This window comes from Shewanella sp. ZOR0012, assembly GCF_000798835.1.
Taxonomy (GTDB): Bacteria; Pseudomonadota; Gammaproteobacteria; order Enterobacterales; family Shewanellaceae; genus Shewanella; species Shewanella xiamenensis.
On sequence record NZ_JTLE01000094.1, the window covers coordinates 1,260,309 to 1,282,922 of the forward strand.

17 protein-coding genes are annotated in these 22,614 nt (G+C 47.4%); 8 read left to right on the forward strand and 9 right to left on the reverse strand.

What is annotated here, in order from left to right:
• The first annotated feature begins 2 nt into the window (after positions 1-2).
• The 3 genes from L976_RS07255 to L976_RS07265 all read left to right on the forward strand — a co-directional run bounded on the left by L976_RS07255 (position 3) and on the right by L976_RS07265 (position 3,900).
• Positions 3-3,137, forward strand: a complete 3,135-nt coding sequence (locus tag L976_RS07255; protein ID WP_047535559.1) for an efflux RND transporter permease subunit — start codon at positions 3-5, stop codon at positions 3,135-3,137.
• A 236-nt stretch (positions 3,138-3,373) separates the two neighbouring features.
• Positions 3,374-3,547: a hypothetical protein gene (locus tag L976_RS23850; RefSeq protein WP_231570479.1), complete on the forward strand. Its 174-nt coding sequence runs from the start codon at positions 3,374-3,376 to the stop codon at positions 3,545-3,547.
• Between the two features lie 32 nt (positions 3,548-3,579).
• On the forward strand, positions 3,580-3,900 hold the full coding sequence (locus L976_RS07265) for a hypothetical protein (protein WP_081990902.1): 321 nt from the start codon (positions 3,580-3,582) through the stop codon (positions 3,898-3,900).
• A gap of 79 nt (positions 3,901-3,979) precedes the next feature.
• On the opposite strand, the gene L976_RS07270 is transcribed toward L976_RS07265, so the two are convergent.
• Positions 3,980-5,587, reverse strand: a complete 1,608-nt coding sequence (locus tag L976_RS07270) for an AbgT family transporter (protein WP_047535561.1) — start codon at positions 5,585-5,587, stop codon at positions 3,980-3,982.
• Positions 5,588-6,064: 477 nt separating this feature from the next.
• Between L976_RS07270 and L976_RS07275 the strand changes: the two genes are divergently transcribed.
• From L976_RS07275 to L976_RS07285, 3 genes are read left to right on the forward strand one after another with little or no spacing between them, the layout of a single operon-like run.
• Positions 6,065-6,631, forward strand: coding sequence for a LemA family protein (locus L976_RS07275; protein WP_037423819.1), 567 nt, complete (start codon positions 6,065-6,067; stop codon positions 6,629-6,631).
• A gap of 48 nt (positions 6,632-6,679) precedes the next feature.
• Entirely contained in the window at positions 6,680-7,708 is a 1,029-nt protein-coding gene (locus tag L976_RS07280) for a DUF3137 domain-containing protein (protein ID WP_047535562.1), read from the forward strand.
• A complete protein-coding gene (locus tag L976_RS07285; protein WP_037423814.1) occupies positions 7,708-8,430 on the forward strand; it encodes a lytic transglycosylase domain-containing protein in 723 nt (240 codons plus the stop codon). Before L976_RS07280 ends, L976_RS07285 begins: the two co-directional genes overlap by 1 nt.
• Before the next feature lie 111 nt (positions 8,431-8,541).
• Here the strand turns inward: L976_RS07285 and L976_RS07290 are convergent, their stop codons facing one another.
• Together L976_RS07290 and L976_RS07295 are read right to left on the reverse strand one after the other, a co-directional pair.
• Positions 8,542-9,387 (reverse strand): 23S rRNA (adenine(2030)-N(6))-methyltransferase RlmJ, encoded by an 846-nt coding sequence (locus L976_RS07290; protein WP_047535565.1) that lies wholly within the window; start codon positions 9,385-9,387, stop codon positions 8,542-8,544.
• Between the two features lie 92 nt (positions 9,388-9,479).
• Complete coding sequence (locus L976_RS07295) at positions 9,480-11,744, reverse strand: GGDEF domain-containing phosphodiesterase (protein WP_047535567.1); 2,265 nt, start codon at positions 11,742-11,744, stop codon at positions 9,480-9,482.
• 265 nt (positions 11,745-12,009) lie between these two features.
• On the opposite strand from L976_RS07295, the gene L976_RS07300 reads away from it, so the two are divergent.
• Positions 12,010-12,759: a class I SAM-dependent methyltransferase gene (locus L976_RS07300; RefSeq protein ID WP_037423860.1), complete on the forward strand. Its 750-nt coding sequence runs from the start codon at positions 12,010-12,012 to the stop codon at positions 12,757-12,759.
• 110 nt (positions 12,760-12,869) lie between these two features.
• On the opposite strand, the gene cyoE is transcribed toward L976_RS07300, so the two are convergent.
• The 6 genes from cyoE to L976_RS07330 all read right to left on the reverse strand — a co-directional run bounded on the left by cyoE (position 12,870) and on the right by L976_RS07330 (position 18,298).
• Positions 12,870-13,802 carry a heme o synthase gene (cyoE, locus tag L976_RS07305; RefSeq protein ID WP_011718749.1) on the reverse strand — a complete coding sequence of 311 codons (933 nt, stop codon included), beginning with the start codon at positions 13,800-13,802 and terminating at the stop codon, positions 12,870-12,872.
• A gap of 13 nt (positions 13,803-13,815) precedes the next feature.
• Complete coding sequence (cyoD, locus tag L976_RS07310) at positions 13,816-14,157, reverse strand: cytochrome o ubiquinol oxidase subunit IV (protein ID WP_047535570.1); 342 nt, start codon at positions 14,155-14,157, stop codon at positions 13,816-13,818.
• On the reverse strand, positions 14,157-14,777 hold the full coding sequence (cyoC, locus tag L976_RS07315; RefSeq protein WP_047535571.1) for a cytochrome o ubiquinol oxidase subunit III: 621 nt from the start codon (positions 14,775-14,777) through the stop codon (positions 14,157-14,159). Before cyoC ends, cyoD begins: the two co-directional genes overlap by 1 nt.
• 1 nt (position 14,778) lies before the next feature.
• A complete protein-coding gene (gene cyoB / locus L976_RS07320; RefSeq protein ID WP_047535573.1) occupies positions 14,779-16,758 on the reverse strand; it encodes a cytochrome o ubiquinol oxidase subunit I in 1,980 nt (659 codons plus the stop codon).
• Positions 16,759-16,760: 2 nt separating this feature from the next.
• On the reverse strand, positions 16,761-17,789 hold the full coding sequence (gene cyoA / locus L976_RS07325; protein ID WP_047535575.1) for a ubiquinol oxidase subunit II: 1,029 nt from the start codon (positions 17,787-17,789) through the stop codon (positions 16,761-16,763).
• Between the two features lie 188 nt (positions 17,790-17,977).
• The gene (locus L976_RS07330) at positions 17,978-18,298 is read right to left on the reverse strand and encodes a hypothetical protein (protein ID WP_081990903.1); all 321 of its coding nucleotides are present in this window, start codon (positions 18,296-18,298) and stop codon (positions 17,978-17,980) included.
• 625 nt (positions 18,299-18,923) lie between these two features.
• Between L976_RS07330 and L976_RS07335 the strand changes: the two genes are divergently transcribed.
• Positions 18,924-22,547, forward strand: a complete 3,624-nt coding sequence (locus tag L976_RS07335; protein WP_047540242.1) for an EAL domain-containing protein — start codon at positions 18,924-18,926, stop codon at positions 22,545-22,547.
• Positions 22,548-22,614: the final 67 nt, after the last annotated feature.

Consider the following 22,614-nt stretch of genomic DNA (forward strand, 5'->3'; position numbering starts at 1 on the left):
CTATGGCACGTTTTTTTATTGATCGTCCCATCTTTGCGTGGGTGATCGCCTTAATCATTATGTTGGCGGGGATTTTATCGATCCGATCCCTGCCAGTCTCGCAGTACCCCAGTATTGCGCCACCGACAGTAGTGATCAGTGCGAACTATCCAGGTGCATCGGCCAAAATCGTTGAAGACTCAGTAACTCAGGTGATTGAGCAACGTATGAAGGGTATCGACCACCTACGTTATATCGCTTCAACCAGTGATAGCTTTGGTAACGCATCGATTACCTTAACCTTTAACGCTGAGGCCGATCCGGATATCGCGCAGGTTCAGGTACAAAACAAGTTACAGGGCGCAATGACCTTGTTACCACAAGAGGTTCAATCTCAAGGGGTTAACGTTAACAAGTCAAGCTCTGGCTTCCTGATGGTATTGGGCTTCGTATCGACCGACGGTTCTTTGGACAAGGGTGACATCGCCGACTATGTGGGCGCTAACATCCAAGATCCTATGAGCCGTGTACCGGGCGTGGGTGAAATTCAGATTTTCGGTGCTCAGTACGCGATGCGTATATGGTTAGACCCGCTGAAACTGACTCAATATAACCTCACTAGCTTAGATGTGGTGAGTGCTATCCGCGCGCAAAACGCACAGGTATCTGCTGGTCAACTCGGTGGTACGCCATCACTGCCAGGACAAGAGCTAAACGCGACCGTATCGGCACAGAGTCGTCTGCAAACGCCAGAACAATTCCGCAAGATTATTCTTAAATCCGATACGTCGGGTGCGAACGTGTTCTTGGGTGATGTGGCGCGTGTCGAGTTGGGTTCAGAAAGTTATGCCGTAGAGTCTCTGTATAACGGTAAACCTGCTTCGGGTATTGCGATTAAGCTGGCAACCGGTGCTAACGCCTTAGATACGGCGGCAGCGGTTCGCGCTAAAGTGGAAGAGTTGCGTCCCTTCTTCCCTGCTGGGTTAGATGTGGTTTACCCCTACGATACAACACCATTCGTTGATAAATCGATTGAAGGCGTAGTCCACACTCTGCTTGAAGCGATCGTACTGGTGTTCGTCATCATGTATCTCTTCCTGCAGAACTTCCGTGCGACTTTAATTCCAACGATTGCAGTACCTGTGGTATTGCTGGGTACCTTTGCGATTCTCTCGGCAACAGGCTTCTCCATCAACACCCTCACCATGTTTGCAATGGTACTGGCGATTGGTCTACTCGTGGACGACGCGATTGTGGTGGTTGAAAACGTTGAGCGGGTGATGGCCGAAGAGGGCTTAAGTCCACTCGAAGCGACCCGTAAGTCGATGGATCAAATTACTGGCGCGTTAGTCGGTATCGGTCTGACCTTGTCTGCGGTATTCGTACCTATGGCGTTTATGTCGGGTTCTACTGGGGTAATTTACCGTCAGTTCTCGATCACAATCGTTTCTGCGATGGCGCTGTCTGTGCTGGTGGCCTTGATTTTAACCCCCGCACTCTGTGCGACTATGCTTAAACCGTTGAAGAAGGGTCATGGCCATATCGAAACGGGTTTCTTCGGTTGGTTTAACCGTGGTTTCGATCGCTTAACGAACCGTTACGAATCGAGCGTGGCTGGCATTGTGAAGCGTGGCTTCAGGGTCATGATGATTTACGCTGCATTAGTGGTGGCAGTGGGCTGGATTTTCATGCGCATGCCAACGGCATTCTTACCAGACGAAGACCAAGGTATCTTGTTCACGCAGGCAATTTTGCCAACCAACTCTACCCAAGAAAGCACCATGAAAGTGTTAGAGAAAGTCTCTGATCACTTTATGGCTGAAGAAGGCGTAAGGTCGGTATTTAGTGTTGCGGGCTTCAGTTTTGCGGGTCAAGGCCAGAACATGGGTATTGCCTTCGTTGGTTTGAAAGATTGGTCAGAGCGTGAAGCGCCAGGTATGGATGTACAATCCATTGCGGGCCGCGCTATGGGTGTATTCAGCCAAATGAAAGAAGCCTTCGTATTCGCCTTCGTACCGCCAGCGGTCATCGAGTTGGGTACGGCCAATGGTTTCGATATGTACCTGCAAGATAAAAACGGCCAAGGTCACGATAAGTTAGTGGCGGCGCGTAATCAATTGCTGGGTATGGCAGCTCAAAATCCAAACCTTGTGGGGGTTCGCCCTAATGGTCAGGAAGATGCGCCAATTTATCAATTGCACATTGATCATGCTAAGTTGAGCGCATTAGGCGTTGAGATTGCTAACGTTAACAGTGTGTTGGCAACGGCTTGGGGTGGTTCCTATGTTAACGACTTTATCGACCGAGGCCGTGTTAAAAAGGTATTTGTGCAAGGTGATGCTCAATACCGTATGCAGCCAGAAGACCTAGACACTTGGTATGTGCGTAACAACAAGGGCGATATGGTGCCGTTTTCAGCCTTTGCGACAGGTTCTTGGGAATACGGCTCACCACGTCTAGAACGTTTTAACGGTTTACCTGCGGTGAATATTCAAGGCGCAACAGCACCAGGCTTTAGTACTGGTGCGGCCATGAATATTATGGAAGACCTAGTTAAACAGTTACCACCGGGCTTTGGCATCGAGTGGAACGGCTTATCCTATGAGGAGCGTTTATCGGGTAACCAAGCGCCTGCGCTATATGCGTTGTCGATTCTGGTGGTATTCCTCGTATTGGCTGCACTGTATGAGAGCTGGTCAGTTCCGTTTGCGGTAATCCTAGTGGTTCCTCTAGGTATTATCGGTGCCCTGCTGGCGATGAATGGCCGTGGCTTGCCAAACGACGTGTTCTTCCAAGTAGGTCTGCTGACAACCGTTGGTTTGGCAACCAAGAACGCCATCTTGATTGTGGAATTTGCGAAAGAGTTCTACGAGAAAGGGGCGGGTCTGGTTGAAGCGACGTTACATGCTGTACGTGTGCGTTTGCGTCCGATTCTGATGACATCGCTCGCGTTTGGTTTGGGGGTTGTGCCGTTAGCCATTAGTACGGGTGTAGGTTCAGGTAGCCAGAATGCCATCGGTACTGGAGTACTTGGCGGTATGATGAGTTCGACGTTCTTAGGTATCTTCTTCGTGCCACTGTTCTTCGTTATTGTTGAGCGGATCTTTAGTAAACGAGAGAGAAAAGCGAAAGACGAAAAGCCAACATCGGCGGAGTAATCTAGCGTTCTAATCAAAGCCCTGTATTTACAGGGCTTTTTGTTGGGCGAAAATATTATCGTTACAAGGATGGATAGCTACCATGAATTAATTCGGGCATATTAAATGAGTCAAGATAAAAAGAGAGCAGGTGATGTCGGCAGTCAGTAAGGATCAATTAATCAAATTAGAGGCATCTCTCGCAAGGGGAAAGTGGTATTTCATCTTGGTGATTGGCGTACTGTATTGGGGGGGGGGTGACGTCACTTTTGGTGGCGGGGTTTCAATACTTCACCGCTGAGACACCATTTTGGCAGGCAATGAAAGTCGCACTATATATTTATCCCGCGAGTGGCGTGCTATTTGGCTGGACGCTATGGATGCAGTTAAATCACAGAAGAGATAAACTGCGCGGCAAATATCGTCCATAATCAATACATAGCGCTGGCGTAGGAGCAAAATCGTGTCATCGGTGAGCAGTCTTATCACTAAGCAACTTGTCGTAGCGATGATTTGCCATGCTATCGCTATTGGCATTTTGGCCTATGGTGCCTATGAGTTTTATCTTGAGCAGCTTGTCGTCCCCGAGCTCATCCGTAGTGTTGCCGTAGCGGTATTTTTTATCGGCATGGGACTCGAACCCAATATGTTTTTTACACCGTTAAGTCAGGTCATGACCCAAGCCGACGATAAGTCGCCTAAGTCGAAATTACAAACGATGGTGTTTAACTTTGGGGTTTTCTTACTGATTTGTGGCTTTTTAATGGAATGGTTGTACGACTAGCCCGTTAAATCTGTCCATGAAAAAGGCGCCGAGACTAGCTGCGACGCCCTAATCAACCTAGCGAAAGTTAAACTCGTGCCTAAGGCGTATAGTAAGTTGCTGCCCCCGGCCCTACAGGTAAACCAAAACCGAATACCCACAGAAAGAAAAACGCCGTCCAGCCGATGAAGAACACTAAGGTATAAGGCAACATAGTGGCGATCAGTGTGCCTATGCCGAGGTTTTTCTGATAGCGACAGGCCACCGCTAAAATCAATCCGAAATAACTCATCATTGGTGTGATTAAGTTAGTTACCGAATCCCCAATACGGTAAGCCGCTTGAATGGTTTCTGGCGCATAGCCAACCAACATCAGCATGGGCACAAAAATGGGCGCGGTAATGGCCCACTGTGCTGAAGCACTGCCCAGCATTAGGTTGATAAAGCCGCACAGCATAATAAAAAACAGGAACAGGATTGGCCCAGTTAACCCTATGGATTGCAAGGCATCTGCGCCCAGCACGGCTAACACGGCGCCGAGATTACTCCAGTTAAAGAAGGCCACAAATTGTGCCGCAAAGAACACCAGTACGATATACAGTCCCATTGTACTCATACTGTGCGACATGGCATTGATAACGTCTTTATCGTTTTTAATGCTGCCAACGACCTTGCCGTAGACAAAACCCGGGATCGCAAAACAGATAAAGATAAAGGCGACAATCCCCTTGAGGAAGGGTGAGCCCGAAACCAGACCGGTTTTAGGATCGCGCAGTGGCGCACCCTCTGGCACGACTGACAGCGCAAGGATTACCGCTAGCACCAGCATAGATAACCCCGCCCACTTGAGGCCGCGTTTTTCCAGCTCAGTGACATTGCCCATGGATTGATGCACGCTTTCATCGGCATCATCGCCCTGATACTTGCCCAGTTTGGGCTCGACAATTTTCTCGGTTACAAAGGCGCCGAGGAAAGTGATCACAAAGGTCGAGACAAACATAAAGTACCAGTTAACCTCAGGGCCGACGTTGTAGTCGGGGTCGATCATCCGCGCCGCCGCTTCAGTTATGCCCGATAACAGTGGATCGACAGTACCGAGCAATAGATTTGCGCTGTATCCCCCTGATACTCCTGCAAATGCAGCGGCTAAGCCTGCTAACGGATGACGGCCTAAGGAATGAAAAATCATCGCCGCCATGGGAATTAATACCACATACCCTAGCTCTGCCGCGGTGTTTGACATAATTCCCGCAAACACGATAGTCACTGTCACTAAACGCTTAGATGCACCCATGACGAGTGCACGCATGGCGGCGGATAATAGTCCTGAACGCTCGGCGATACCCACACCCAGTAGGGCAACCAGAACCGTGCCCAAGGGGGTAAAACCGGTAAAGTTAGTGACTAAGTTGGACACTATCATCCGCAAGCCTTCGGCATTCATCAGGCTGACCACATGGATAAGTCCATCGGCACCTCGGCCGTGGGCGCCCTCGGGGCGTGGATCGGCCACCGTCAACTCAAAGTAGCCAGCAATGCCAGACACCAGAATCACGGCGACACAAAATAGAGCAAACAGGGTAATAGGGTGTGGCAATAAATTACCTAACCGTTCGACAATATTCAGAAAGCGTACAAACCAGCCACTTGAGCTGATGTCATGTGGGGGCGATGTCTTTATGGGAATATGATTGGATTTCAAACTCATGCCTTGCCTCTGTCGACCTTTGCTAGCGCATTTTTTATCCGTGAGCTGAATCGATGCGGCGTGACTTGGCTGAGGAGCCTCTCGCTCAAGTGATTGGATTAACGCTAAGGTAAAAGTGAAAAAATTGGCCGAAAAGTATGATGCTTGTGCTTTAAATAAAACTTAAATGAGGCTAGAGCAGTATGTAGGCAGATTTTGGATAAAAAAATGGACTCACGGGGAGTCCAGTATTCACGAGCAAAAAGGTTGCTCTAAACGTTGTGCAAATTAACTATAGCTTAGTTTTTCTGTATCCAAGCTGAATGTTTTCAATCAATTCGGGTTTAATCTTGTCACAAAAAATCTTGGGTCAGATGCTCTTACCTGTGCAGTAAAAGATAACATTTCATTGCACTAGCTAACGCTTTAGATGAAATTCTTGCTTATTTATGGTTAGCTGTAGCCATTAAAAACAATAATAAACACTAAGGATGGAAGATGGACAAACTGTTACTGGGATTAGCGCTGATTTTTATCGTGACCTATCTTTGGTATGTCAGCCTAGTCAAAAAACGCAATACCGCCCTTGAGGCTCTGTCGGGGATCGATGTGCAGTTGGCTAAACGCGCCGATCTCGTGCCCAATATCCTCAAAATCGCCAAGCGATTTATGGATCATGAAAAGTCATTGCTCACTGAAATTACTGAGCTACGCACGCAATTAACCCGTCATTACAACAAGACTGACCCCAATGCGGTTAAAGAGCATATTGCACAAGCCGAGCAGTTAAACGACAAAATGGCTACCTTGATGGTTAATGTTGAAAACTATCCCGAGCTGAAGTCCGACAACACTATGCTTGAAGCCATGCAAACCTATAACGAGGTCGAAGCACATATTTCGGCGGCTCGTCGTTTCTATAACTCAGCGGTGTCGGAGTTAAATACAGCCGTTGAAATTTTTCCTGGGTCGATTATTGCGTCAATGGCTAAGATTAAAGTGATGCCATTTTATGAAGTCAGTGAGGCATCTAAAGCACCAATAGACGCCGCAGATTATCTGTAATCTTTAATATTTGCGGGGGCAAAATGCCCCCGTAAAATAACGATCTCAATGAATATATTCACCTTTATCTTGGGTCGTCCCATCAAGGCCCAGCGACAGACGGTAAAACTGTCGGCAGAGCCTGCGGATAGGGAGTCGCTGCAACAGTATTATGATTCCCACCTTGCACCGCTTGCTGCCCGTTATGAAACCAAGCGCGTAGCAAGCCTGAAGGCAACACGTCAACGCTTGTATCTCAGTTTAGTGATTGTTGCAGGGCTCGTACTATTAACGATATTGGGACATAGCCGTGGGCTGGTGTTGTTTCCGCTACCAATCATTGCACTACTGTTATTAGGTTTTTGGAGTTTTACCCCGACAAGGCAGTTTACGCGTCAAGTGCAGCAAGAAATCTATCCCATCATGTTTAAGTATTTTGGTGAAGACTTTATCTACAATCGCGAGATGCGCCTTGATATAAATCGGCTCTCGGCGGCAAAAGTCTTACCTCATTACGACAAGGTGAGTTTTGGTGACTATATTCACGGTCAATACAAAGGCGTAGAACTAATCGTCAATGAGTTAACCCTGACCAAAGATGTGCGAGTGGAAGAGTGGGACGGTAATAAACGCAAAACCGTAACCCGCACTGAAACCCGTTTTCGCGGCACTGTGGTCGAGCTCAGTAGTCACAAGCAGTTTATCGGCCATACCGTGGTATTAAAGGATCGTGGCGGATTAGCGAATTTCTTATCCGACAGTCATTCGGGGCTGCAAAGAGTGCGACTAGAAGACCCCTTGTTTGAAAAAGAGTTTGATGTGTTTTCAACAGATCAAATTGAATCACGTTATTTGCTCAACACCGCTTTTATGGAGCGATTACAGCAACTGGCAAAGGTCTTTGCTGGTGATATCCAATGTGCCTTCTTTCGCAACCGGCTGATCCTATTTTTGCCCAATCGTAGGAGTCGTTTCCAAATGCGCTCTATCTTTGATAGTGCGAATTTTTCGACAGAATTTAGCCAGTTAAACCGTGAGATGAAGCAACTCTTTGCTATTATTGAAATACTTAAACTAAACGAATACACGGGACTTTGATGATAGCAATGCACCAACCACCTACTTACCTTAAGTCGATTGCGCTATATGGGCTCGGCTTATTGTTAACTTGGGGGAGCTTTGCAACCGTGTTCGCCGAAGAGGTCAAACCGACTAAGCCGCGCATTGTGGCGCGCTATTCTGACAGTGGCATCGTCAGCGCGGAAGGCCAAGAAAAATTTAAGGTTTATCAATATCAACAGGCCAATGGCGTAACTGTTTTTACCGATAAAGCGCCATCGAGCAGCGATTACCAGATCCTACTGTACGATTGCTTTGCTTGTCGCCCAGACTCGACTATCGATTGGAATGGTATTCGGTTGTTTACCCGTAATTACGAGAGTTTAATCAGCCGCGCGGCCCATAAACATCGGTTAGATCCTGCACTTATCCGTGCGGTTATCCATGCTGAGTCAGCATTTAATGCTAGAGCGATATCCCGCTCGGGGGCTATGGGGTTAATGCAATTGATGCCCGAAACCGCCAAAGAGATGGGTGTGACTAATGCCTTTTTGCCAGAGGAGAATATTCTCGGTGGTAGTAAGTATTTGGCGCAAATGCTAAAACAGTTCAATGGGGATATTGCGCTGGCCTGCGCGGCCTATAATGCTGGGCCTACAACTGTGACTCAGTACAACGGTATTCCGCCCTATCCAGAAACCCAAGCCTACGTAGAACGGGTGCAAATTCTGCTCAAGCGTTACCGCAGCACTAAGGTATAAGGTTCGCTGTAACTATCGATATTCTGCTTTAACAACAAACGCAGCGGGACAAGTAAAGTATCCGCTGCGCTATGTTGCAGCTTCATAATGTTGAAGCCAATCTGGCAGAGCTTATTCGCCAACTTCCCATTTTACGCTGACATGACCATCTGCTTGGCCGAGGGTTTTACCTAAGTAATCGAGCATTTCGGTAGCAATTTCATCCAGTTGCCAAGGTGGATTGATCACCCATAGTCCTGCGGCAGTCATGCCAAACTCGTTAGAATCGGGCTTGATGGCTTGCTCGATACGTAGTTGGCGCTTAATACCGCTAGTGGCTAAGCGGGAGAGCATTTCTTCTGTTTGCGCGCGGTTGACTACCGGATACCAGAGCATAAATACGCCCGTGGCAAAGCGTTTGTGCGCCTTGATTAACGTGTCGGCCACTGTTTGATAGTCGGTCTTAATCTCATAACTGGGGTCAACAAGTACCAGTGCGCGGCGCTCTAGTGGCGGTACTGCGGCAATCAGCCCTTTTAAGCCATCGCCTTTAATCACTTTAACTTGCTTATCTTGTTCGAAATACTCATCCAGTAGCAGATGATCGGTACCGTGCAATTCGTGCAGAACCATACGATCCTTTGGCCCTAGCTCCATATCGATAATGGCGGGGGAGCCTGGGTAGAAGTTGAGATCTTCTGGATTATCTTCGTTAAAGTGGCGCACTGCATCCACATAATCCTGTAGGGATTTTGGCAGATCGGTTTTATCCCAGAGCTTAGCTACGCCTTCGAGGTATTCACCTGTCTTTTGGGCAAACTCATCCGTTAACGCATAACCGCCTGCACCCGCATGGGTGTCGATATACACGAGCGGTTTGTCTTTTTTATGCATTAACTGCAAGGTTTGCAGCAACATAGCGTGTTTCAGCACATCGGCATAATTGCCGGCGTGATAACCGTGACGGTAACTTAACATGGGGGATCCTAGTTATTTGCAAACAAAGCAAAGGGAGGCAAATGCATGTCGGCAATTATACCTAGGATGCCCTATGGCGTAAAATTAATGCCTCACTTCGCCCGTTTTTTATGGGCTAGCCAATGTGAAGGGGTTTGCATCTGGAAGGTTTTTAGCCAAAGCCCAGCGGGGGCGGGTTTACCAAATAAGTAACCTTGAAACTGTTCACACCCTAGTGCGGTCAGTTGCATTAATTGCGTTTCGGTTTCGATCCCCTCTGCAATGACATTCAGGTTTAAACTTTTAGCTAATAAAATTGCGGCGTTGACAATTTGAGTATGGCGCTCGCTAATACCTAGCTGACTCACAAAGTAACGGTCGATCTTAATGGTGTCGGCACTGATATCGATTAACTGGCTTAGTGACGCATGGCCAGTGCCAAAATCGTCAATCGCAATGGATACGCCCATACGAGCAAGAGTGTTTAAACGTCTGCCAGTTTCTTTATATGTTGAAAATACTGAAGTTTCTGTAATTTCAATTTCTAATAATGGGATGAGTTCAGGATGATTCATATAGGTTTGGATCAAGACTTTAAAGAAGCGATCCGACAGTATATCTTGCCCTGACAAGTTGAAAGCTATCCTGACCATAGGGACATTTTTTGGCCAAGAGCGGATCAGTTGGAGTAACTGTCTAAGCACTTTCATCGCAAAAATCGCCTGTAATTGTGACGACTCTATAATGGGGATAAAGGTGCTTGGCATGATCATGCTGCCGTCTTTATCGAACATTCTGGCGAGCGCTTCAAAGCTAATGATATGGCCATCAGCCATCACTTTAGGCTGTAACCACATTTCAAGACGGTTGTGTTTTAACGCATCGCGGATTTTACTTTCTTGCGAGGAGGCCTCAAGCAAATTGTTAATCAAACCAACGTAATACACCATGACAGGGTTAGCTTGGGTGGTTTGTTTGATGGCAATTAAGCATTGCTCGGCGGCTTGCTGCGGCGCGGATTTATTACCTGAACAGCAACCTATTCGACATTCGAGATGATATTCAATCTGCTGTTCTTGCTTCAGTTTTAAACTGGTTGGTATGCGTTGCCGCAATTGTTGTGCAAGCGTCTCTGGGGAGATTAACGGTAGTTCGGTGAATTCTAGGGCAAAGGATGCGCCCCTAAAGCGGTATATTTTGGCCTGATGGCCGACACGTTCTTTCAGTTCTATGGCAAAGGCTTTTAGAATTGCATCACCAACGCCGATCCCAAATGCGGCATTGATTTGGCTGAGATTATCTATCTTAACTAAAGCGACGGTCATTGCTTGATGAGTCGCGCTTGGAGCGGGGTTATACCAATGGTTCTCGTTGGGTAAACCCGTGACTAAATCATAATAATGAGTGCTGATATGGTGCTTTTTAAGTCGACTTAATTCAAGCGCATGATTGGTTTGCGCCGTGATATCGTGACAGTGAAATAACAAGGTATCGTGGTGCTCCAATGAGGCTTTTTGCAGGAGATATCGATTGCTTTGGTTGTTTTTTAAACGGGTCTGAAATGACGCGGCGAGTAAATTGACGCTGGCATCTTCAGTTAAATCAAAAATGTCACATAGGCGAGTGCTATTGAGTGTGATATCGGTAGCAATGTTCTTTGCCGCATTATTTAGGTTGAGAATCACTCCATCCTCATTACAGAAGAAAGACGCTGTGCCATTATTATCAAAAATCTCAGCATATTGATCTAAGGTATGTTGCAGTGCCTTTTGATGCTTAATCATCTGCTGTGCATGGATTTTTTGGGTTTTTAATAGCCGCATTGCCGATAAGGGGATACAGATATTAAAAAACATAAACAGTAACCCGTTTAGATAGGCGTGAGTTGCGGGCAGGCTAATATCCACATCGACAAGGGGCGGGAGGTTTTGGTTACGCAGCAATAATAAAAAAGGCAACACATTGAAGCACATCATCCAGCAGGCGACTTTTCTGCCAAACAGAAAAAGCGCCATCAGCGGCAGCGTATACAGAAAAGTAATACCCGCCTGCGACAAATTGAAATTAGGTACAAACAACAAGATAGACAAACAGGCTGCAACCACCATGACCAGCAAGCTGATTGAACTCGCCAGTAAACATCGACGGGTAAACCATAGCGCAAGAAATAGCACAGTTAAAAAACTGACCGTGATGCCAATAATAAAACTGAGGTTGAGTTCATATGCAATCAATGAACTGTGCAGCACTATGCTGGTGGTCAATACTGCACCACTTAGCAAAATAATCCGCAATAAACTGGTTTTTAATATGGTTCTATCAGGGTTTAAAAAGTCTTGCTCTCTGATAAACAAAAAACCTTTCAGCCAGTTAAGCAAAAAATGTCCTTATTCCATACGGAAGTCGCTAAGGTTGACTGGGAATAAGACATATAACATAAATCGCTAATTTGTTACATAAATAGATTTCTTCCATTATAAATCAGTCAATTACATTGTGATTGATGTTTGAGTTTTTATAGGAGCAGTTAGACAAATTGACCAACAACTTAATACTCGCAAACAAGGTGATTTGCTTGCATGTTCATCAAGGCGGTTCTTTGGCATAATGGCCGCAATTTCTACCCGTTAAACAGTGATCCCTTTGCCTATTCCAGTCTTTTTTAATCAGCAATTTCCAACACTTGTGGACATTTGTGCCCGCTGGCAACTGGTTTTTGATGTCGATGCGCCATTTGAATTGCGTTTTGAATCAGACACCTTGACGCTACATAAGCGTGATGAGCCTAAGCTCGATGGCATAGTGGTGGATTTTGTGACAGGCGCGGTCGCCCATAGACGCAAGTTTGGTGGCGGTCGTGGTCAGTCGATTGCCAAGGCTGTTGGGTTAAAGCAGGGCGTTACGCCAAAAGTGGTCGATGGTACTGCGGGCCTCGGCCGCGATGCCTTTGTGCTGGCAAGTTTAGGCTGCACTGTGACTATGGTAGAGCGCCATCCTGTGGTGGCCGCATTATTAGAAGACGGTCTACGCCGCGCCTATCAAGATGCCGAAATCGGCGACTGGATGCGTGAACGTATGCAGCTTTTCCATGGTTCCAGCCTCGAAGCACTCGCAAAATTGGAGCAAGAAGTTGATGTCGTCTACCTCGACCCTATGTACCCCCACCGTGACAAATCAGCCTTAGTAAAAAAAGAAATGCGGGTCTTCCAAACCTTAGTCGGCGCGGATCTTGATGCAGACGGTTTGCTCGCCCCCGCCATGGCCTTAGCCAGTAAGCGTGTAGTGGTGAAGCGCCCCGATTATGCCGAAGACCTCGCCGGCGTTAAGCCCAGCATGGTTATCGAAACTAAGAAAAACCGTTTCGATGTCTATATAAAATCGGCAATGAAGTAGTGCTCGTCATCCATTTTTTAACGCCCTTTTGTCCCTTAGTTATTGAGGATTAAGGCAATAAAAAAGCGCTAACCTAGGTTAGCGCTTTTGTTTTTGAATAAAGGTTATGTTTATCGCACTAAGGTAAACAGTGGGGTTTGACTGACCGCTTGAAAATCCAGCGCCATGGTTACACTGAGTGCTGTGATGGTAATAATTGAAAAACCAAACACTTGTCTGGCCCAACGTGGCATATCCACATCTTGACGATAACCTTTGAGGGCCATAGTTAGCCACCAGAGGCTGGTGGCACAGGTCACGGCCATAAAGGCGGTGCCTGTGTAACCTGCGAGTGGCAGCATAGTGCTGACCAAGGCGAACACTGCGATATAGAGCACTATATGGTGCTTCGCCTTGGCCATCCCTTCGGCGACTGGCAGCACGGGGATCTTCGCGGCTGCATAGTCATTAAAGCGGAAAATCGCGATGGCGTAGGAGTGTGGCATCTGCCAGAGGCTGAACATCAGCAATAAAATCACTGCGCCCATATCCATTTGCCCCGTCACACTGCAATAGCCCACCACGGGCGGTACTGCGCCCGAAAAGCTGCCGACTAAGGTGCCGTAAACCGAGTTTCGCTTCATATAGAGGCTATAAATCCCGACATAAACGACATAGCCAATAGCGGCAAACAGCAGGGCTAAGGCATTAGTGAACAGAGCTAAGATGCCAAATCCAAGCACGCCTAAGGCGATGCCAAACAGCAAGACATGGCTTAGGGGGATTTCGCCCGTGACGGTGACGCGTTTGCAGGTGCGCTGCATTTTGGCGTCAATGTCACGGTCGATACAGTTATTAATCGCACAGCCTGAGGCGACGACTAAGGATAATCCCACTAAGCTTGCCAGCATCAAGACCAGATCCACATCGCCCTTAGCGGCCAATAGGAAGCCGCCAGCAACGGAAATCAGATTCCCGAAAATGATGCCAGGCTTAGTTACCTGTACATACCCTTTGAAGCGTGCTTTCCATTGCGTCGATGTCAATCTAGCTTGTGTGTTCATTTGCTGTGTCTCGTTACATCATCAAAGCGTTAGCTTCGAGAATGATCCATACCGACAAGCCAACCACCATCACGATGATCAGTGCGGTAAATAGGAAGGAGAAGGTGTTGATCTTGCCTTCCTTAGAGAAGTCCAAGTGCAGGAAGTACTTAAGGTGTACCAAAATCTGCACCAGTGCTGTGACAACGACGATAGCAAGCGTTGTCGATTGCTCGAAGTGATGGGTCATTACCGCCCAGAATGGGATGGCAGTTAACACCACTGACAGCACAAAACCGACTAAGTAGGACTTGATGCTGGCGGCCAGATCCTCTGCGCCATGGCTATGGTCATGTGATTGAGTATGTGCGCCCATTACAGTGCTCCCAATAAGTACACAACGGTGAATACACAAATCCACACTATGTCGAGGAAATGCCAGAACAAGCTTAAGCAGCTCAGGCGAGTGATGCTGCGGTTGCCTAAGCCCGTTTTGGCGACTTCAATCATCATGATTGCCATCCAAATTAACCCTGCGGTCACGTGCAAGCCGTGCATGCCCACTAAGGTGAAGAAAGATGACAGGAAGGCGCTGCGTTGTGGGCCGTTGCCATGTTCGATCAGGTGATGGAACTCATAGACTTCCATGCCGATAAACACACAGCCCAGTGCAAAGGTAATGGCTAACCAAGTGAGGGTTGCCGCCTTGTTGTGGCGCTTAGCGAAAATCAACGCGAAACCATAGGTAATACTACTGAGCAGCAGGGCTGCGGTTTCGATCAGCACAAAGTCCAGTTCAAAAATGTCTTTACCCGATACACCGCCGTCGGTGTTCATATAGAGCACGGCGTAGGTGGCGAATACGGATGCAAACAGGATGCAGTCGGTCATCAGGTAGAGCCAAAAACCAAACAGGGTGTTGCCACCCGTGTCATGGTGCTCGTGGTGCTCCTCGGCGTGAGCAACGTCTAAATCAGCTGGGATTGCAACACTCATATCAGCCCCTTACTACATTGTTTAAGTGAGCATTTTCAATGCGTGCCACTTCATCGGGTTGAACGTAATAGTCAACATCGTTGTTATAAGCACGGAATAAGAACACGATAAACGCGCCCACCATGCCCACAATCGCGAGCCACAGAATGTGCCAAATCGCAGCAAAGCCCGCGGCGGTAATACCCAGCGCCATTAAGATCCCGCTTGGGGTATTTTTCGGCATATGGATTGGCTGATAGTGTTTTTGGCGTTGATAGGCGGTGCCTTTTTCTTTCGCATCGGTAAAGGCGTCGATATCAGACACTTGTGGCAACTTAGCAAAGTTGTAGAACTGTGGTGGTGAGGCGGTTGACCATTCCAGCGTGTGGCCATTCCATGGGTCGCCCGTGGTGTCACGGTTTTGGTCGCAGTCACGGATACTCACGTACAGTTGCACGAATTGCAGAATGATACCGACCATGATGATGCAAGCACCCACGGCAGCGATATAGATCCACAGGTTCCATGCTGGGTTATCAATGTGGTTGATACGGCGAGTCATACCCATAAAACCGAGTACATACAGCGGCATAAAGGCCACATAGAAACCAATCTGCCAGCACCAGAATGACGCTTTACCTAAACGCTCATTTAAGTGGAAACCCGTCGCTTTCGGGAACCAGTAAGCAAAACCGGCTAAGTAACCAAACACGGCACCACCGATAATGGTGTTATGGAAGTGAGCGATCAGGAACAAGCTGTTGTGCAGTACGTAGTCGGCGCCAGGTACGGCCAATAACACGCCCGTCATACCACCAATGGTGAAAGTCACCATAAAGCCTAAGGTCCACAGCACTGGCACAGTTAAGCGCAGGCGGCCGCGGTAAATGGTGAACAACCAGTTAAACAGTTTTACCCCAGTCGGGACCGCAATCACCATGGTCATCACGCCGAAGAAGGCGTTGACGTTGGCACTCGAGCCCATGGTGAAGAAGTGGTGTAACCACACGATAAAACCGAGGATCGAAATCGCGCCACTGGCCCATACCATTGAGGAATAGCCGAACAGACGCTTAGAGGTAAAGGTTGAAATCACATCCGAGAAGATACCGAACGCAGGTAAAATCAGGATGTACACTTCAGGGTGACCCCAAGCCCAGAACAGGTTGATATACATCATGGCGTTACCACCACCATCATTGGTGAAGAAGTGGAAACCCATGTAGCGATCGAGTGTTAACAGCGCTAAAACCGCAGTCAGGATCGGGAACGACGCCACGATCAGGATGTTGGCCCAAGTACAAGTCCAAGTGAAGATGGGCATTTGCATCAGCTTCATGCCTGGAGCACGCATCTTAAGCACAGTCGCGATAAAGTTGACCCCGGTTAAGGTTGTCCCTATCCCCGAAATCTGCAGCGCCCAGATATAGTAATCGACCCCAACGCCCGGACTGTAAGCTAGTTCAGACAACGGCGGGTAAGCTACCCAACCGGTACGGGCGAATTCACCTAAACCTAATGAAATATTGATCAGCACGGCACCAGACGCGGTTAGCCAGAAGCTGAGGTTGTTCAAGAAGGGGAAGGCTACGTCGCGGGCACCGATTTGCAGTGGCAGCACTAAGTTCATTAGACCGATCATAAATGGCATCGCCATAAAGATAATCATGATCACGCCGTGGGCGGTGAAGATTTGGTCGTAATGTTCTGGCGGCAGATAACCTGCGGCGCCATTGGTGGCCAGTGCCTGCTGGGTACGCATCATGATGGCGTCGGAAAAACCGCGGATCAGCATGATAAAGGCAAGCACTATGTACATGATACCGAGGCGTTTATGGTCAACCGAGGTTAACCAGTCGTGCCAAAGCACACCCCATTTTTTGTGTTTAGTGATCAAGGCTGCGACGTACAGGCCTATCACGGCAACAACCGCAAGGGTCACCATGATGATAGGCTCATGATACGGGATCGCATCTAAGCTTAATTTACCGAGAAAAGACATGATTACTCCGCCTCCACTTGGTGAGTGGATGAGTGTTCTGTTGATGAAGTGTCAGAATGGGTTGAGCTTTCCATGTCGGCCATCTTCTGTTCGCTCGCCATATGCGCCATATCGTGGTGCATGCCAGCCATATTGTGGTCGGTACTCATGTGTTCCATACCTTCATGGCCTGCCATGTGCTCGTTTGAGTCCATGTGCATGTATTGCATAACGATTTGATCGAACATGCCGTGACTCACTGAGCCAAAGTATTCAACAGGATTGTTTTCACTCTTCTGTGCTAAGGCTTGGTAAGTCGCAGAGTCTAAGGTCTTAGTCGCCTGTTGTTTTGCCTTGGCTACCCAAGCATCGAAGTCGGCTGCCGTTGGCGTGGCAATGGCTTTAAACTTCATGCCCGCAAAACCTGCGCCGCTATAGTTAGCGGAAATACCGTCATAGGTACCGGGTTCGTTGGCAATCAGGTGCAACTTAGTCGTCATCCCTGCCATTGAGTAGATTTGGCTACCTAACTGCGGGATAAAGAAAGAGTTCATTGCGGTATCAGAGGTGATCTTAAAGTTCACTGGTACGTTCGCTGGGAAAGCCAGTTCGTTTACCGATGCAACACCTTGTTCTGGATAGATAAACAACCATTTCCAGTCCATAGAAACCACTTCAACCGTAATCGGCTTGGCCTCGTGTTCGAGTGGTTTGTAAGGGTCGAGATCATGGGTAGAGCCCCAGGTAATCACCCCTAGAATCACGACGATTACTATCGGCACAATCCAAACCACGGTTTCAATCGCGCTCGAATGGGACCATTTGGGCGCGTAAACCTCCTGATCTCGACCATCGCGATACTTCCAAGCGAAGAACAAGGTCATAAAGATCACGGGGATAACCACAATCAGCATGAGTAGGGTAGCGATGATGATCAGGTGCTTTTCATCGGCACCGATCTGGCCCTTGGGATCCAATACGCCGCCATCACAGCCTGCGAGCATCAGGGCAAGCGCCGCGAATGCTACTTTACTTAAATTTCGAATTAACAAAGGAAGATTCCTCTAACCCTAAGGTTTACAACTCTGCCCTGAGAGATTGGCAGTAGCATTGAGCGGCGTTATCCGAAGGCAAATCCGAAAGTGGCTCGAGCGTGGCACAAAAATGCCTGCCACCTCAATACGAGATTGAGGATCGACTTTCAGCGCTTAATGCTAAAATTGAGTTTTAAAACAAAGAGTTACAATGGTGGGGCGCGACAACCGTGCGCAAGGTGCTCGAGGGGTTTTAGCCTTGGGGGTGCTAAAAACAGGGCAGCATTAGTTAAATCTAAGCTGTTGAAAAACTTGAAGCCATTGTCGAACAAATTCCACAATTGCTTAATAATCTGGGGATTGAGCAGCAAAATGCTCAGCAGCGTGGCGCCGAAGAACTCGATTAAAAAGCCATCACTTAGGGTGATTAATTCGCCAATATCGATGCAGCCGCCGACCATCACTGACACTAAGTCAGCTGCGGGCAGCACAAACAGTAACCCAAAAAGCAGGGCTAAGTTTGTCATACTGAAGTGGGAGAACCTCGCAACGAGATTCAATCCTTCAGCGCAAAATTGGCTGAGTGCGAATTTCAATTAACAGGTCCGGCGTTGAGCGAGAAGAATTGTTGGCTGAATAAAAATTCAAGCTGCAACTTTTTTGTGCGGACGGGAGGATAACAAGAAGCGGGGATTGATTGAAAGTAGATCTAGGTCACAAAAGGGCTTTTGCATTAAAAAAACCTTAATTAAAACCATAATTAAACATGATAGTTACATATTTAACCAAATAAAAACTGATTTCACTCACATTCTGTGTGGAAAATGTGATGAAGATATGCAAATGTCTTGGCTTCACTGTGAGTCGTTTAGCGCGCTTATTTGCCGAGTTGGTTGTTTATAGTTTCTGATTTTAGTGATGCCTTGCCGATATTCAATGCTGAATCCTACAATAAAGCGTAGCTATCACCCTAGGGTGTTTTGTGGCAGTTTAACTGGTTAGATAGCGTAAAAATAATTTTTACATCATGGTACCGCTTTGGCTTTCAACTCCCAATGAGCTAACGGTTTGACTACTCTTGAGATTGATTTGCAGATTAAGGCATTATGGGCCCATTCTGATTATCAACCCAATTACTACAAGGGATTAAATATCAACGCATTTGCGCACTATTTTAAGGTCAATTTATTCATAGCCTTAGCCTACTTTATTGTCGGTAAAATGGGTTTGATGATTGCCTTACCTCCCGGATATTCTGCGGCAATTTGGCCCGCGGCAGGGATCGCAATCGCTGCTTGTCTTTTATGGAAAGCATATGCGCCTTGGATTGGGGTTTTTATAGGGGCATTGCTGATTAATATTAATATTGGTGGGCAACTACATCTCGGTTGGTTGCCCGTCAGTATTGCCTTGGGCACGTTACTACAGACCATTATTTCTGCTCGAATTATTCGATACATCGATCCTTTACTGACCTTTGATAAACCAGAAACTGTTATAAAATCAATGGTTAGTCTCAGTGCTGGTTGTATTATTGCCTCTCTATTGGGTAATGCTGCACTTGCAGTTTACGGCATGATTCCAAGTTCGGATCTCGTTACCAGTATGCTCAATTGGTGGATGGGCGATTTCCTTGGAGCGGTCATTTTTATCCCGCTAACCATATTAGTGTTTGATCGGCGACCCATTTGGCGCTCAAGGCGGATTCAAACAGGACTACCTTTGGTGATTGGTTTTTTACTTTGCGTGGGGATTTATTATTACGCAGATATGAACCAGCGGCAGCAACTGCAGGATAAGTTTCAAATTCAATCCAATGCGATTATCAGTAGTGTGGAAACTTTTCAGGGAACCAATCTACAACAATTAGTTGCCCTTGCCAGCCTGTTTGATAACAGTGAAATAGTCACGGAAGATGAATTTATTCAGTTCGGTAAACGTAATCGACTCCAATTAGATGGCTTTAAGGCTTGGGCTTGGTCACCATTGGTTGCGGCGAGCGATAAACAGAGTTTTGAGTCTGCAACCACAGCTGAGCTGGGGCGACCTTTCAATATCAAATATTTAGAGGGGGGCAAACCAAACGCCGACGGCTGGCTTGTGCCTGTTAAGTATGTGCAACCTATGTATAGCAGTCGCGCCGTACTTGGATTAGATCTCAACAGCGAGTCTGCGAGGGCGGCAGCCATAGCAAAAGGGAGATCAACGCTTGCGCCGGTGATCACAGGCAAAATCCAATTAGCTGAAGATCCTCATGGCCTTGGAGGCACGCTACTATTGGTGCCTTCTTTCGATCGCGTCGGTAACATTAAAGGATTTTGTTCGGCGGTGATCGATATCCAAAGCATCATCAATAAAGTCGAACAGGTAAAAGGTTTGCATTGGCGGCTAACGGATATGAGTGCTGATGGAGCCTTGCTCTATGCTAATAGTCAGAAAGAATTTCCTACCTTTTCTGGTAAGTTACATAGCGATAAAACAGGCCAATACTATCAGGCCCACTTAACGCTTGCCGATAGGCAATGGCATATTGTGATTTACGAGTCGTATGCTCAACTGATGGGTGAATCTTACAGTCTGTCACTGTTGCTATTACTTTTAGCCTTTATCACCTGTGCCGTTGTGAGTGGTGTGACATTAATCTCTTCCGGTGAGCGTCATCGGATTGAGGATAAAGTGGCAGAAAAAACTATGGCACTTTCGAAGGAGATTGCGCGTAATCAAGCATTTCAAGCCACCCTCGTCGAGAGCGAAGAAAAATACCGTAACCTATTCGATAAGGCACCCGTTGGCCATGTGTTAAAACGTCTTGAGGATGGGCACTTTGTCGCCATTAACCAAGCATTTACTGAAATTACGGGCTACACACTAGAGGAGCTTCAGGCGCTTGATCCTTGGGATCTTACCCCGATTCGTTACCAAGTGACTGAGGCTGAGCAGCTCGAACGCCTCAAGCAAACACGCCGTTATGGTCCTTATCAGAAGCACTATCGGCATAAAGACGGACAGCTAGTCGCCGTCAGACTGAATGGCTCCTTAGTGGCCGCAGCTAATGGTGAGCCGCTTATCCTGTTTATTGTGGAAGATATTACCGCGCAAGAGCGCACTATTGCCCGAGTTAACTTGCTGGCACAGGTATTCCAGCAAAGTGGGGAAGGTATCACTATTATTGATGCCAATGATGTCATCGTGGATGTTAATAGCGCCTTTAGCCAAATTACTGGTTACTCAAGGGATGAAATCATAGGTAAAAACTGTCGTTTTATTGAAGCCGCTCGAACCGATAAAAACATTGATGCTCAAGTGCGAGCTGCGCTTGAGCAAACGGGGTTTTGGCAAGGAGAAGTGTGGGATCGCCACAAAGATGGCTATGATTTCCCGAAATGGCTGATGATGTCTGTGGTTCGCGACGAAACTGGGGCAATCAGCCATTACATCGGCAGTTTTACCGATATCAGCGAACGCAAAGTTAATGAGGAACGCATTCATTTCTTAGCGCATCATGATTCCTTAACTTTGCTACCGAATCGTTTGAGTCTGCAATCGCGTTTGGAGATGGTTTTTCAGGAGGCTTTTGTCAGCCAAACCCAGATTGCCGTAATGTTTATCGATATGGATCATTTCAAAAATATTAACGACACCCTGGGACATCATGTCGGCGACATGTTGTTGCTCGAAGTGGCGCGGCGCTTAAAGAGTATTGTAAGCAGTGACGATATCGTCGCGCGCTTAGGCGGTGATGAATTTGTCGTGGTGTTGTCCGATACGGATCACGATAGCGTCGCTAAGGTGGCGGAAGCCTTGCGCAGCGGTTTGAATCAAGTCTACATCATAGATAACAAGCCCCTACATTCATCACCTAGCATAGGCATCAGCCTGTTCCCAACCGATGGTGACAGTGTTGAGGCATTGATGAAAAATGCCGATATGGCCATGTACCGCGCCAAGGCGGCGGGACGAAACAACTATCAGTTTTTCACCGCTGCAATGAATACCTTAGTGACTGAGCGCCAGCAAATTGAAACTGGGCTCAGGCAAGCCATTGCCCGTGATGAGTTACTGCTGCATTATCAGCCGCAGATCGATATCAACACCGGACAAATGGTGAGTGTTGAGGCGTTGATCCGCTGGCAGCATCCTGAATTGGGATTGGTTGCTCCCGATCGCTTTATTCCTATTGCCGAGGAGATCGACATGATTATCCCCATCGGCCAATGGGTATTAGAGCAAGCACTCGCACAACTGGCGCAGTGGCGTAAAAAGGGCGCGAAAGACTTGCGAATGGCGGTTAATCTATCGGCGCATCAACTGCGTAAAGAGACCATAGTTGCTGATATTATCAATGTGTTAGCTCAATATGATCTTGGCAAGGGAGCATTGGAGCTTGAGATCACTGAAAGTGTCGCCATGCAGTATCCTGAGCAAAATGCCAAGTTGCTGGCCGAGTTGCGTCAATATGGGATTGAATTGGCAATTGATGATTTTGGCACCGGCTATTCGTCACTCTCGTACTTGAAGTTGCTCCCCCTCGATAGGCTAAAGTTAGACCGATCCTTTGTGAAGGATATTGAAAATGATCCAAACGATGCGGCAATCAGCGCGGCCACGATTTCGATGTCCCATGAGTTAGGGTTAACCGTGGTGGCTGAAGGAGTGGAAAACGAGGCACAACTGGTGTTGCTCTCGAGCATGGGTTGCGATCTGGTGCAGGGATATTATTTCAGTAAACCCTTATCTGCCGATGATTGTTTGCGTTTTATTGAACGCAATTTTTAGGCCGTTTTTTATCCATTTAGCACTATACTTGAGTCAGTCTGGCGATAGGACATGGATACATTAAGGA

Bases quoted from the DNA above. Each gene is read 5' to 3' on its own strand.
- L976_RS07255 (WP_047535559.1), top strand. From the start codon at position 3: ATGGCACGTTTTTTTATTGATCGTCCCATCTTTGCGTGGGTGATCGCC.
- L976_RS07270 (WP_047535561.1), bottom strand. From the start codon at position 5,587: ATGAGTTTGAAATCCAATCATATTCCCATAAAGACATCGCCCCCACAT.
- L976_RS07275 (WP_037423819.1), top strand. From the start codon at position 6,065: ATGGACAAACTGTTACTGGGATTAGCGCTGATTTTTATCGTGACCTAT.
- L976_RS07280 (WP_047535562.1), top strand. From the start codon at position 6,680: ATGAATATATTCACCTTTATCTTGGGTCGTCCCATCAAGGCCCAGCGA.
- L976_RS07285 (WP_037423814.1), top strand. From the start codon at position 7,708: ATGATAGCAATGCACCAACCACCTACTTACCTTAAGTCGATTGCGCTA.
- L976_RS07290 (WP_047535565.1), bottom strand. From the start codon at position 9,387: ATGTTAAGTTACCGTCACGGTTATCACGCCGGCAATTATGCCGATGTG.
- cyoE (WP_011718749.1), bottom strand. From the start codon at position 13,802: ATGAACACACAAGCTAGATTGACATCGACGCAATGGAAAGCACGCTTC.
- cyoD (WP_047535570.1), bottom strand. From the start codon at position 14,157: ATGGGCGCACATACTCAATCACATGACCATAGCCATGGCGCAGAGGAT.
- cyoC (WP_047535571.1), bottom strand. From the start codon at position 14,777: ATGAGTGTTGCAATCCCAGCTGATTTAGACGTTGCTCACGCCGAGGAG.
- cyoB (WP_047535573.1), bottom strand. From the start codon at position 16,758: ATGTCTTTTCTCGGTAAATTAAGCTTAGATGCGATCCCGTATCATGAG.
- L976_RS07330 (WP_081990903.1), bottom strand. From the start codon at position 18,298: ATGACAAACTTAGCCCTGCTTTTTGGGTTACTGTTTGTGCTGCCCGCA.